We start from the raw sequence: 12,197 nt of genomic DNA on the forward strand, positions 1-12,197 counted from the left end.
GATGACGCAGGGCTCGGCGACCGTCTCAAGTCTGCTCTCTCAGAAACAGACCGCAACAGATAAGGATGACGGTTCTTGTTTGAAGCGTCGCGACTCATGAGTCAGATAGATCATTTGTGTATTACTGATCTACCTGACTCATGGATCAGCCCTCAATCCCTCACGTGCTCCGGTTTGCCCTTGTGCTTGGTCTCGGCAAGATCCTTCAGTTCCGCCTCCGTCATCGATTTATACATCGACTTGGACGCGCCTTTGAGGTCGCCGACTTTCTGATCGCCACGTTTGGCCGAAAGGGCGGCACCGGCGGCTTTCTGCTGGGCTTGGGATTTGGCGGGCATCACAGCCTCCATTAGAAAGGGTCTATGCCCCGTCTAAAGCGGCAGTCCTACGCCGGGTTTCCCGCAAAAACCTCCGCCAGTTGGCGGGCGATATCCTCGCGCTGGAAGGGTTTGCGCAGGACAGGTAGATGGGCCGGCACCTCCGCCGTGCCTTCGTAGCCCGTCACCAGCAGGATCTGCAGATCAGGATAACGTTCCTCGGCGGTGCGCGCCAGTTCGGTGCCGCTCATCCCCGGCATGACCACGTCGGCGATCATCAGATCAATGGGCAGGCGTTGTAACACCGTCAGGGCCGACGGGCCATCGGTCGCCTCGATCATCTCGTGCCCCAGATCGCTGACATAGGCCGCCAGCACCGCCCGGACGGTCGGATCGTCATCGACGATCAGCACACGCGCCCGGCGGCCTTCGGGAACGGCCGTCTTGGCTTCGACCTTTGCCGTGGCAGGCTTGTCGCACCGGGGCAGATAGATATGGATCGCGGTCCCCTTGCCCATTTCCGAACAGAGCGACACCGCCCCGCCGACCTGCTGGGCGAGGCCATAGACCATGGACAGGCCAAGGCCGGTTCCCTTGCCCACGTCCTTGGTCGTAAAGAAGGGTTCGAACACCCGGCTTTGGATTTCGGGCGGGATACCCGCTCCGTTGTCGATGACCGACACCACCACATAGTCGCCCGGCGGCAGGGCCAGCGCACTCTGCTCCTCCAGCGACTCGCAACGGGTGCGCAGGGTGATGGTGCCACCATTCGGCATGGCATCGCGGGCATTCACACAGAGGTTCAGCACCGCCAGTTCCAACTGATCCGGATCGATCTCCGCACACCAGGTGCCGGGCTGGTGATCATGTTCGATGCGGATGGTCGGGCCAAGGGTCGGCTGCAACAGCCCATCCATCGCCCCGATCAGCCCATTCACGTCCGTGACCTCGGACCGGACGTCATGCCGACGAGAGAAGCTGAGCAGACGATGGGTCAGCGACGCCCCGCGCTTGGCAGCGGTATTGGCGTTGTTGAGCAGCCGTTCCAGCTTGGGATCGGGCGGCATGCGCCCCATGGCGAGATCCAGGCTGCCGATGATGGCGGTCAGCAGATTGTTGAAGTCATGGGCGACGCCGCCAGCGAGCGTCCCCAATGCCTGCATCTTGTCGGCCTGACGCATGCGGCCTTCGATCTGCTTACGCTCCGACACATCCTGTTCGATGGTCACCAGATGATGCAGATCGCCTGCGGCATCGAACAAGGGTACACGCTGCACCTGAGTCCAGGTGACGGCGGCACCCTGGCGGGTTTCGATGGTTTCTTCGGTCGGTTTGCCGATATCGATCACCTCGGCTTCGAAGTTCGCCAGTTGCCCGGCGGCTTCGGGGGTCAGGAACTCGCTCTCCTCCCGCCCCAGAGCTTCAGCGACGCTAACCCCTAGTTTCGATGCCTTGGCCCCATTCAGGCGCACAATTCGGCCGATACTGTCCTTGAAGGAAACTGCGGCTTCTACGTGATTGAGCAACCCGGTCAGCAGCGAGCGCTCCAGCAGCAAAGCCCGGCCCAATTCCCAACGCCCGAAGGCACTGGCGACCATGGAGCGCAGCGTGTCGCTGTCCCAGGGCTTTGGCACATAGCCGACGATGCGCGAGCGGTTCAGCGCCCCCACAACAGCGCTGAGATCGGCGTAGCCCGTCAGCAGAATCCCCTCGGCATCGGTCAGTTCGCGCGCCCGGGCCAGGAACTCCTCGCCCGTCAGGCCGGGCATCCGCTGATCGGAGATGATGACCGCCACATCCCGCTCCACCGCCAGGATCGCCAGCGCCTCTTCGGGCTGGGTGGTGGCGAGCACGCGGAATTCTTCTTCGAAAAGATCCTCGACGGCCGTGAGGATATCCTGTTCGTCGTCGACGACCAGGATGGTCCCCCGCTGACCGGCTTGGAGTAGCTGCGACATCAGTTGGTGCCCTTCAGGGGAATGCTGATCGTGAAGCAGGCGCCGCCCTTCGGTCCCGTGCCCACGGAAATCGTACCGTCGTGTGCTTGCACGACACTATAGGCGATTGCAAGCCCAAGTCCGGTTCCCGTTCCAACCGGTTTGGTCGTGAAGAAAGGCTCAAAGATCCTCTCGCGCATCTCTTCCGGGATGCCGGGGCCGCTATCGGATATCTCGATGATGTAATTCTGCCCGTCGCTGTGGGTGCGGATCGCGATGGACCCATCGCCTTCAATGGCATCGGCAGCGTTGCCGACGATGTTCATCATGACCTGATTGAAGATGGCAGGCGAGCAATAGAGGTTTGCCGCGCCCTCGTGGTCCCGGGTGACGATGATACGGCTCGACAGCTTATGGGCCAGCAGCGCCAGCACGATATCAATGGCCTCGCGCACATCGATGGTCTGGGCACCCGCTTCGTCGAGGCGGGAGAATTTGCGCAGGTTCAGCACCAGATCCTGAATACGCTTCAAGCCCAGGCGCATGCTGTCCAGGCGGGTGCGGGCCTTCTCCACCGAGGCGACGGGACCATCCGTCGGCACCTTGGACGCGACATCGCGCAGCAGCCGCTCGACCGTCCCCTGATGGGCGACAATGAAGGCGAGCGGATTGTTGATCTCATGGGCGATACCGGCGACGAGTTCGCCGAGCGACGCCATCTTGGCGGCCTGCACCAGCTTGGCCTGGGTGTCCTTCAGGGTCTGGTTGGCCGCCGCCAGCTCGGCATTCGCCTGGGCCAGTTCGTCGGCCATGGAGGCACGGGCAGCCGCAGCGGCGGCAGCCGTCTGGGCGCGAGCAATGGCGAGTTCACGCGCCCGCAGCTCGCTCTCGATCCGCCGATCTTCGTCCTGCAACAGCTTGCGGCGCACCAGGGTACGGACCCGCACGCGCAGGCTTTCAGCATCGATGCTGGAGGGAATGAAATCATCGGCCCCGGCCGCGAAAGCATCCTCCAGCACCTGCTTGGCCGCCTCGCCATCGCTGCCGATGCAGATGATATGGAAGGACGGCGGCTCCAGGCCCGGCGCGCCGGTGATGTTCCGCAGCACGTTCAGACGGCGGCAAAGCTCTACCCCGCCCGGATTGCCGGTGGAGGTATCGAGCAGGATGGCATCAGGCGCCGTCGCCGAGGAGGACGCGATATCGAGCAACGCGCGCTCATCTGTCGCCACCTGGATCTCGTAACCCTCCTGCGCCGCCAGACCTTCGAGATACAGGCGGAAGGTCGCACTGTGATGCTGGATCATCACCCGTGCCCGGCGGAAGGTCGCAAGGGATGGACTAGGTTCCCGCAGCAGATGGGCGTCGGGATCATCGTCGGGACGACGGCGCAGCAGCGCGCGCATACGCAGAACGATCAGATCCCAGTCGGCCGATTTCGCCACATAGGCATCGGCACCGCTTTCCAGACCCAGCCGTTCCTGCTCGCGTTCATTCGCGCCGGTCAGCATCAGGACCGGCAAGGCGCGGGTACCCCCGTTGAGCCGCAGCTGGCGCACAAACTCATCGCCGTTCATGCCCGGCAGATGCAGGTCGACAATCAGCAGATCGGGCAGACGATCATTGAGACGCGCCAAAGCCCCTTCAGCTGAAGGAACCGTGGTAACATTGAAGCCCTGAGCCTCCAGCTGGCTGCGAATCTGGAGAGCCTGGGTCTCGCTATCCTCGACGACGAGGATACGGGCAGCACGGGGAATCAAGGGTGCGATGGCGGCGGTCATGCGCCGCCCACCCCAGCCAGTTGCACCAGGCGCGGGCCGATGCTGTCAAGTGGCAGGCTGACCCGTGCGCCCCCCAGCTTTACGGCAGCAGCGGGCATGCCATAGACCACGCAGGTCTGTTCGCTTTCGGCAATCGTATAGGCCCCGGATTGACGCATCTCGAGCAACCCGCGCGCGCCATCCTCGCCCATGCCGGTCAGAATGACACCCAGGCCGCGCGGCCCCAGGGTGCGGGCCAGGGATTGGAACAGGATGGTTGCCGATGGGCGCTGGCCGGACAAAGGCTGCTCATAGCCAAGGCGCAGGATATTCCCCGGCTCCACCGTCAGATGGCTGTTACCCGGCGCCACATAGACCCGGCCCGCCAAGGCGGTTTCGCCGTCACGGGCCAGACTCACCGGCAGATCGATCAGACCATCGAGCCAGGAGGCAAAGCCTTCCATGAAGGCCGGCCCCATATGCTGAACGACCAACACCGGCGCAGGATAATCTGTCGGTAACGCACTCAGGACCTTGGCAAGCGCAGGCGGACCACCCGTGGAGGCTGCCAGCGCGACGAGGCTGGGGACGACGGGGATAGCGGCAGCACTCTCGCCTGCCAGCTTGCGTACCAGCGGCGCCCTGGGCGCGCGCTGCCGGATCACCGGCACCTGACTCATGATATAAAGCTGGGTGCAGATGGTTTCCGCCAGATCCGCATAACCGTCCGAGGCGATACCGACGGGCTTTTCGACCACGCTCAAGGCCCCGGCCCGCAGGGCATTCATGGAGATCTTCAGGGAGCCGTCATTGACGCTATCGGCGATCACCACGATAGGCGTCGGCCATTCCGCCATGATGCGCCGCGTGGCGTCGAGGCCACTGTCGCCCGGCAGGCGGATATCCATGGAGATGACGTCCGGGCGGACCCGAGGGATTTCCTGATAGGCTTCCTCCGCAGAGGCCACTGCCGCCACCAGCATCAGGCGCGCGTCCTGGGTGATGAGCGCGGCCAGCAGTTGGCGCACCACCGTCGAATCCTCGACGATCATAACGCGCACGGGAACCACGCGGTTTCCCAATTGCCCGCCGCCTCTCACAGCAGCCGCCCGATGGTCGCCAGCAGGTCGCGCTGGTCGAACTTCTGTTTGGTGAGGTAGGCATCGGCGCCCAGATCCAGCCCTCGCCGGACATCCTCGGGCGATTCCCGCGATGTCATCAGGATGAAGGGGATCGTCGCCAGACCGGCGTCATTCTTCACCGCCTGCAGCAGCGAGAATCCGTCCATGCGGGGCATCTCGACGTCCGCCACCACCAGATCGATCATGACGGTGCCGGAGCGCAAAAGCTGAAGCGCTTCTGCCCCATCGACGCTGAGCAGCACCCGATAACCCTGGGCCTCCAGAATGCTCTTCTGCAAGGTGCGGGTCGTGATGCTGTCGTCGACCACCAACACGGTCGGGGCAAGTTCATCGGCTTCCTGTCGCGGCAGCAGACCGAGGCTGCCCGCCATCCGGCCCGCGTCACTGCGCATCCAGCGCCGCACCAGCGCATCGGGATCGAGCACCAAGGCCGGTTCGCCGCCCTCAATGATCGCGCCGGAGACGATATCGCGGTCGATGCCCACCGCATGGGCCTCGCCGATCAGCGCCTGATGCACATCGTGGAAGCCATCGACGGCAAGCGCACAGCGCCGCTCGCCCCGCCGTAGCAGAACGGCCTTGATCGTATCCCCTTCAACGGGGACTGCCGCATTCGCGGCCCCTAAGAGTGACGCCATGCCCATGATCGGAACCATAACGTCATTGCCCGCTATCTGGATCCGAACCGCCGAACGCCCGTCGGCATTCTCGATGGCGCTCACCGGCAGGCGCAACAGACGCTCCACCCCATGGGTCGGGATCGCATAGGTAAGGCCGCCTGCATCCACCGACAAAATAGTCTGGCGCGATGCCTGGAGCGGCACGGAGACCACCGCCTCCGCCCCGAATGGAGTTCCGGCCCGCAGGATGACGCTGCCATGGAGCGCCCGGACCGCTTCAGCAACAACCGACAGGCCCATGCCTCTGCCCGACAGACGGTCGACAGCGATAGCGGTGGAGAAGCCCGGCGCGAAAACGATGCTTAGCAATTGGTCCGCCGACAGGCGCGGGGCGCTTCGGGTCGGCGCAGGTAACAGGCCGCGCTCTACCGCCGTCGTCTGGATCCGGGCCAGATCCGGGCCGGGGCCGTCGTCACGCACCATGACTTCCAGGCGCCCCCCTTTGGAGGCGAAAGCCAGGGTGATGGTCAGCTCGGCCGGTTTCCCCTTGGCCCGCCGAACCTCCGCCGCCTCGCCGCCATGGCCGACAGCGTTGCGCAGCAGATGCAGGGTCGGATCTTTGAGCTTCTGCAAGACCTGCCGGTCGACCTGAAGATCGAACCCTTCGGTTATCACCGCCACATCGACGCCCTGATCGCGCGCCATGTCCCGCACCATCCGGCCGAATTCGCCATAGACCGACGAAACCGGAACCAGGGCGATCTCCGCGACCCCTTTCTGCAAGCGACGACTGGTATTCCCCAGCACCCAGGCGGCCCGGCGATAATCGCGCGACAAAGCCCCCAGTCCCCGGAACAGATCCTTGAGCTGGCGGTCGAAATCACGCAAGGCATCGGCCCCGCGTCCGTCTGCCGCGCGTGGCTTGACGGCCAGTCTGTCCCAATCGCGCCGGAGCGCACGCACCTGCCGATCAATGGAGACGAAGCCCGCACCGACGGCTTCCACGCCCAGCAGGTCGCTGTTCCAATCGTGCATCTGTCGCAGCAGATCTTCGACCTGCTCCGTCGCGACCCGCAAATAGGCAACCGCTGGGGCCGGGGATGCTGATGCCTGAACAGGCGGGGTCTGCGGATTGGGGGCAGCCAAGCCTTGCGCCAGCAGGTCCAGAGTTTCGGTAACCCCCGGCGCAATCAGCGGCGAACCGGCGAGGTCGGCCACATAGCGCTCCACCGCATCCAGACCCAGATGCAGCCCCTTGAGCAAGGGTGGATCGACGGCCAGCGTTCCCTCGCTCAAGCGCGCCAGGATCGCTTCCAACCTATTGGCCACGTCTTCGACAGCGGGAAGGTCAACCGCCCGTGCCGCCCCCTTCAGGCTATGGGCCCGGCGGAACGCATCCTTGAAATCGACGGATGCATCCTTGGCCGCCAGCGCCAGGACAGCACGGATCGCCTCGAGATGCTCGCGATGCTCGATATCGAAGGCCGCCAGAAGTTGGGCGCGAAGGTCCGTCACGATGGCTGTCCGTCGCCTTTTCTCTTAAAGCCGATACCGGTCCGTCATGGTCACAAGCTGTTGCGACAGCGAACTGAGGTTGCCCGCCGCCCCATCGAGCTGGCGGGTACCCGCCGCTGTCTGCTGGCTGGCCTGACGGATATTCTGCAAGGCTGCCATCACCTGTTCGATGCCAAGCTGCTGCTGATTGGTCGAGGCGACGATCTGCTGGAAGGTCTGCACGCCTTCCTGCACCCGGCCGGTGATTTCCTCGATGGTGCGCTGGGTGGTATCGGTCCGCTCCTTGCCCGCGACGACGCGCTTCACCGCCTCCTCCGCCAGCATGACCGAGGTATTGATGCCGCGCTGGATATCGCCAAGGATCGAGCGCACCTGGGTCGTCGCCTCCTTGGCCTGATCCGCCAGTACTTTCATTTCAGCCGCTACGATGGCGAAGCTGCGACCGCTTTCGCCCGCCGCTGCCGCTTCGATGGCCGCATTCAGCGCCAGCAGATGCGAGCGTTCGGAGACGTCGTTTACGGTGGCGATGATCTCGCTGATCGCAATCGTCTTCTCGCTCAGGGCGACGATGTTTTCCGCCACCGCCTCTCCCTGCTCGCGGATGGCGTCCATGGCCTTGGCCGTTTCTTCGACCGCGCGCAGACCGGCGGTGCTGGTATGGGCGGTCGCCTGGGCGGTCGCGATCACTTCCTGCGCGCGCTTGCCGATCTGGCTGCCTGCATGGGTGATCTCGTCCACCGTGGCGGCGGTTTCCTGCACGGCGGCAAGCTGCTCTTCGACGCTGGCCGCCTGCTCCTGGGTGGAGGCGCGGATCTCAGCGGCGGCGGCATTCAGATTCTCGGTCACTTCCCGGCTTTGTTTGGCAAGCTGGCGCAGGCCGACAACCATGGCGTTCAGAGTTTCGCCCAGCCGCCCCAGTTCGTCATTGCGGGTGACGATGGTCTGACCGGTCAGATCGCCATGGCCGACACGCTCGACAAACGCCATGAACTGGGCCAGCGGCGCGGTGATCGAACCCCGGATCGCCATGCTGATGATCCCAGCGAAGATGGCCGCGACGGCAATCGAGATCAGGACCGAATAATAGCTTTCGGAATAGATATCCTCCGCCACCTTACGCCCTGCATCGATGCCGCGATCAACCTCGGTCCGCGCGACGGCCAGATTGGCAAAGAAGGCGTCGCGTGCCTGGACGACCCCATTGTCAGCCGCCTGGACGCCGGGCGCGTCATTGATTGCGGTCGCAGAGAACTGGCGTTCCGTCTGGTCCTGCAGCTGGCGCATATCGGCGGCAAGAGCCGTGAAGCGCTGGCTGATCTGGCTCCAGGCATTGATCCGCTCCGGCGAGGTCGCCTGACTGCGATACTGATTCACTTGGGCAATCGTATCGGCGATGGCGGCATCCGCTGCTCCAGCCTGACGGCGCCATTGTGCGGCGAGATCCGGCCCTTGCTGAGTCGGGCGCCCGAGCGAACGCAGCAGATATTCCGTCACCAGAGCCTGGCGTGTATCGCGCATCTGGCGCTCGGATTCGCGGATCGCCTCAATCTTCTTGATCACAATCACATCACGGGTGGCGAGCCCCGCTGCCGTGGTACTGACCCGCTCCACCTGATTGAGGGCATATATGCCGATGCCGATCAGCATCGCCGTGATGAGGGCAAAGCCGAGAAGGATGCGGTTGGCGATCGAAATCGACACGGCGGTCATGCTCCGATTGAGGGGGAGGTTGGAAGGAGGAAGGGGCGCAGCAGGCGCCCAAGATCAATAAGTCCGGCAAGAGGTGCCGTCGGATCGGACAACAGGCTGCCATAGGCAACCACGGCATCGCGCTCGCCGCCGGCGGCACCGTCTGCGATATCGACCGACGCAACGCGCCTTACATCACCCGTGCCGGTTACAGCGTCGACCCGCAGGGCAATGGGCGGTTCGACACCACGCAGAACCACAAGGTAGCCGCCATCCGCCGCGGACATACGGCCGGATAGAATAGCCGCCAGATCGAGGGCACTGACCATGCGTCCACCGCGCGAGAAGACGCCCAGCATCGCCAGCGCCGCACCCACCACGGGCACACAAGGCTTATGGGGCAACACCTCGGCCACGCTTGCCACCGGCAGGCCATAGGAGGCTCCCCCGGCGCTCAGCACCAGCATGGCTTCGCCCATAGCCGCTGCCTGGGCTGGCGGGCGGGCGATATCCTGGGTCCGGCGATCCAGCATCCGCTCGCGCCGGGCCTGGGCCATCGCCTCCATCCGGCGGGCTAATTGTTTGCTGCGGTCTACCATGGCGACCGCCCCTTCTTGGCAGACGTGCGGGCCAGCGCATTCCGTGCAATCTGACGCAGTTGCGCCGCAGTCATGCCATCCCCTTCCGGCACCGGATCATCGGCCGGCCAGGATGCCGAAAGTTGCGCGGCATTGGCAATATAACGCTGCCCCTGCGCGCGCCGACCGCTCCCTACCAGCAGTAATCCCAGTCCAAGCTGGGCCATCACGAACCCCTGATTGAGATAGAGCGCGCGCCGGAAAGCCTTTTCCGCGATTGGCATCTGCCCCAGTCCTTGATGGATCATGCCCGCGTAATACTGGAGCCGCGCATCGGTCGGCGCCGCGTCGAGCGCATGGTCGCAGATTGCCAACGCCCCCCGCAGGTCGCCTGCATCGGCAAGCCTGCGCACTGCAGCCAGCAGATCGTCGATAGTCTCTCCGACAACCTGGGTCTGCTCGACAACAGCGGCATGCACCGGGGCCGGCTTGGGTACGGGCTTGGGACGCGGTACAAGCGGTTCCGCCATCGGCGCCGGTGCAGCCAGTGCGGCGAGTTGCGGCACGTCCAATTGTGGCGCGCTCTCGGGCGGCATATTGCGATAGGCGACGGTGCCGGGCAGGTTCACCGTCCGCATGATCCGCTCGAAGACGGGATTAGGTTCGGCATGGCCCAGCAGCATCCAGCCGCCTTCGCGCAGGCTTCTGCGCAGACCCGCCACGATCTGCACCACCATGTCGGGATGGAAATAGATCAGCACATTCCGGCAGAGCACCAGATCGAAATCGCTCATCTCCAGCGGCGAGGTACCGTCGGTCAGGCTCAGCAGATTATGACGCTCGAACCGAACCACACCGCGATAGCGCGGGCGCAGGCTCCAGTCATTCTCGCCATTCTGGGTAAAATAAGCGGCGCGCTTTTCAGCATCCAGAACCCGCAAGGCCCAACGCCCGAACCGCCCCTCGCGGGCGATTCCCAGGAAGCGCTCGTTGATGTCGGTGCCAAGAATGCTGATCCGCCAGTCTGCAAAAGCATCGCCCAACAACTCGCGCAAGACGATGGCGACCGAATAGGCCTCCGCCCCCGTGGCGCAGCCAGCACTCCAGATACGCAGGCGCTTCTCTTCGGCATTCCGGGCGATCAGGTCGGGCAGGATCGTTTCGCGCAGGGCCGCGAACTGTTCGCCATAACGGAAAAAGAAGGTCTCCCCGATCGTGATATCGGCCTCGAGCGCCGCCCATTCCCCGTCGCTTTCCGCCAGCAGATCGAGATAGGCCTGACAATCGGAGCGCCCGGTCGCCAGCATGCGACGCAGGACGCGATCCCACAGCAGATCGTCCTTATCCTGATAATAGAAATGGCCGGTACGGGCGATCACCCGCTCTTTCAAGGCGAGGAACGCGCCGTTCACCACGGCTGTCACGGGAGCTTCGGTGCGCCCGGCGCCCGGGCTCATGAGGCGCCGGCCCATTCGCCGATACGGGCCGCCGCCTCGCGTTCCAGATCCGCCAGTCCCGCGCGCTCGGCATCGAGCAACAGGCGGGACAGCGAGAGGATATGCACCAATTCGCCATCGACCGCTGCTTCAGCCTCCAGCACGCCGTTCTGGCTGGCATCGCCAGTCAGCGGTTGCAGCACGTCATCAGGGAGACGGGTCACGGCCTGCACCCTGTCGACCAGCAGGGCAACCGGCCGGTCGGACAGCACGCCATCGACCAAGATAAGATGGCGATAAAACTCGCTTTCCTTGTCGGACACATCGGCGGCAAGCCCGAACAGACGCTTCAGATCCAGCACCGCGACCGCATCGCCCGCGACATTGACAAAACCAGCCAGAATCTGGGGAGTACCGGGGGGACGCCAGAGATTGGGCAAGGGCAGCAAACCACGCACGGCCTCACGCACCAGGGCACATCGGCGCCCGGCGATGCCGAAGACGACGTAATGCCGTTCTTGCGTCTCTGCTATCGCCATGCCTGCCCCCGGGAACCGCATCAAAAAGATCGGCCTACGAACGGGATACTAGTCCGAGCCGTGACACGAAGGGAAGACTCACGCCGCAGGTTCCAGGGCAGGACGGGCATATTGATCGGCCAGCCGTGCACAAGCTTCGAATTCATCGGCCAGGCGCGACAGATGCCGGGTCCGCACAGCCTCCGGCAGCGGATAGAGATTGCTTGCAATCTCCAGCCTGTTATCGCCGCGGGGGCCGAAGGGAATATGGATGAGGGTATGGGCAGTCCCGTCAGCCGGATCGCGCACCGGCACGGGCTGGATCACCATGCCATCATGGGCATCGCGGCGGGCATCCCCTGCCATCGCGCGCAGGCAGCAGGCGATCATATGCCAGATATCCCCCGTCAGTGACTGGGGATCGATGGGCAGCTGGCAGCGGCCAACCTCGGTTGAACCGCGTGCCAGAACCAGCGTGACGTCGGCGCGATTTCGCCAGAAGAGAACCTTCTCGGCGCCGTTTTTTATTTTCATGGGGACGTCTCCTCCCTTGAGGGACGCCTAGCTTTACCAAGGCGCAGCCCCAGGTCAGCAGACAAATGACAGCGTCACGGTTTTGACTCACCCGCGCCCTAAGTTTGACTCACCACGACGGTCTGCTTGCCCTATGGCTGCCACAGGGCTT

10 protein-coding genes are annotated in these 12,197 nt (G+C 64.1%); all 10 read right to left on the minus strand.

Features of this window, described 5'->3' with window-relative positions:
* Positions 1-152 precede the first annotated feature (152 nt).
* The 10 genes from ACFSM5_RS08775 to ACFSM5_RS08820 all read right to left on the minus strand — a co-directional run bounded on the left by ACFSM5_RS08775 (position 153) and on the right by ACFSM5_RS08820 (position 12,046).
* Positions 153-338 carry a DUF3008 family protein gene (locus ACFSM5_RS08775; RefSeq protein WP_379875948.1) on the minus strand — a complete coding sequence of 62 codons (186 nt, stop codon included), beginning with the start codon at positions 336-338 and terminating at the stop codon, positions 153-155.
* 47 nt (positions 339-385) lie between these two features.
* Positions 386-2,275: a response regulator gene (locus ACFSM5_RS08780; protein ID WP_379875949.1), complete on the minus strand. Its 1,890-nt coding sequence runs from the start codon at positions 2,273-2,275 to the stop codon at positions 386-388.
* Positions 2,275-4,035 carry a response regulator gene (locus tag ACFSM5_RS08785; RefSeq protein ID WP_379875950.1) on the minus strand — a complete coding sequence of 587 codons (1,761 nt, stop codon included), beginning with the start codon at positions 4,033-4,035 and terminating at the stop codon, positions 2,275-2,277. Before ACFSM5_RS08785 ends, ACFSM5_RS08780 begins: the two co-directional genes overlap by 1 nt.
* A complete protein-coding gene (gene cheB, locus ACFSM5_RS08790) occupies positions 4,032-5,084 on the minus strand; it encodes a chemotaxis-specific protein-glutamate methyltransferase CheB (protein ID WP_417498520.1) in 1,053 nt (350 codons plus the stop codon). The genes ACFSM5_RS08785 and cheB overlap by 4 nt, the downstream gene beginning before the upstream one ends.
* Positions 5,085-5,110: 26 nt before the next feature.
* Positions 5,111-7,291: a hybrid sensor histidine kinase/response regulator gene (locus ACFSM5_RS08795; RefSeq protein ID WP_379875951.1), complete on the minus strand. Its 2,181-nt coding sequence runs from the start codon at positions 7,289-7,291 to the stop codon at positions 5,111-5,113.
* Positions 7,292-7,315: 24 nt separating this feature from the next.
* A complete protein-coding gene (locus tag ACFSM5_RS08800) occupies positions 7,316-8,992 on the minus strand; it encodes a methyl-accepting chemotaxis protein (RefSeq protein ID WP_379875952.1) in 1,677 nt (558 codons plus the stop codon).
* A 5-nt stretch (positions 8,993-8,997) separates the two neighbouring features.
* Positions 8,998-9,579 (minus strand): chemotaxis protein CheW, encoded by a 582-nt coding sequence (locus ACFSM5_RS08805; RefSeq protein WP_379875953.1) that lies wholly within the window; start codon positions 9,577-9,579, stop codon positions 8,998-9,000.
* Positions 9,573-11,015, minus strand: coding sequence for a CheR family methyltransferase (locus ACFSM5_RS08810; RefSeq protein WP_379875954.1), 1,443 nt, complete (start codon positions 11,013-11,015; stop codon positions 9,573-9,575). Before ACFSM5_RS08810 ends, ACFSM5_RS08805 begins: the two co-directional genes overlap by 7 nt.
* The gene (locus ACFSM5_RS08815) at positions 11,012-11,533 is read right to left on the minus strand and encodes a chemotaxis protein CheW (protein WP_379875955.1); all 522 of its coding nucleotides are present in this window, start codon (positions 11,531-11,533) and stop codon (positions 11,012-11,014) included. Before ACFSM5_RS08815 ends, ACFSM5_RS08810 begins: the two co-directional genes overlap by 4 nt.
* A 78-nt stretch (positions 11,534-11,611) precedes the next feature.
* Entirely contained in the window at positions 11,612-12,046 is a 435-nt protein-coding gene (locus tag ACFSM5_RS08820) for a hypothetical protein (RefSeq protein ID WP_379875956.1), read from the minus strand.
* Positions 12,047-12,197: the final 151 nt, after the last annotated feature.

The sequence above is a fragment of the Lacibacterium aquatile genome, assembly GCF_042683105.1.
Classification (GTDB): domain Bacteria; phylum Pseudomonadota; class Alphaproteobacteria; order Elsterales; family Elsteraceae; genus Lacibacterium; species Lacibacterium aquatile.

What these genes read in the sequence shown, in the direction of transcription:
- ACFSM5_RS08775 (WP_379875948.1), bottom strand. Translation starts at nt 338, where the DNA reads ATGCCCGCCAAATCCCAAGCCCAGCAGAAAGCCGCCGGTGCCGCCCTT.
- ACFSM5_RS08780 (WP_379875949.1), bottom strand. Translation starts at nt 2,275, where the DNA reads ATGTCGCAGCTACTCCAAGCCGGTCAGCGGGGGACCATCCTGGTCGTC.
- ACFSM5_RS08785 (WP_379875950.1), bottom strand. Translation starts at nt 4,035, where the DNA reads ATGACCGCCGCCATCGCACCCTTGATTCCCCGTGCTGCCCGTATCCTC.
- ACFSM5_RS08805 (WP_379875953.1), bottom strand. Translation starts at nt 9,579, where the DNA reads ATGGTAGACCGCAGCAAACAATTAGCCCGCCGGATGGAGGCGATGGCC.
- ACFSM5_RS08810 (WP_379875954.1), bottom strand. Translation starts at nt 11,015, where the DNA reads ATGAGCCCGGGCGCCGGGCGCACCGAAGCTCCCGTGACAGCCGTGGTG.
- ACFSM5_RS08815 (WP_379875955.1), bottom strand. Translation starts at nt 11,533, where the DNA reads ATGGCGATAGCAGAGACGCAAGAACGGCATTACGTCGTCTTCGGCATC.
- ACFSM5_RS08820 (WP_379875956.1), bottom strand. Translation starts at nt 12,046, where the DNA reads ATGAAAATAAAAAACGGCGCCGAGAAGGTTCTCTTCTGGCGAAATCGC.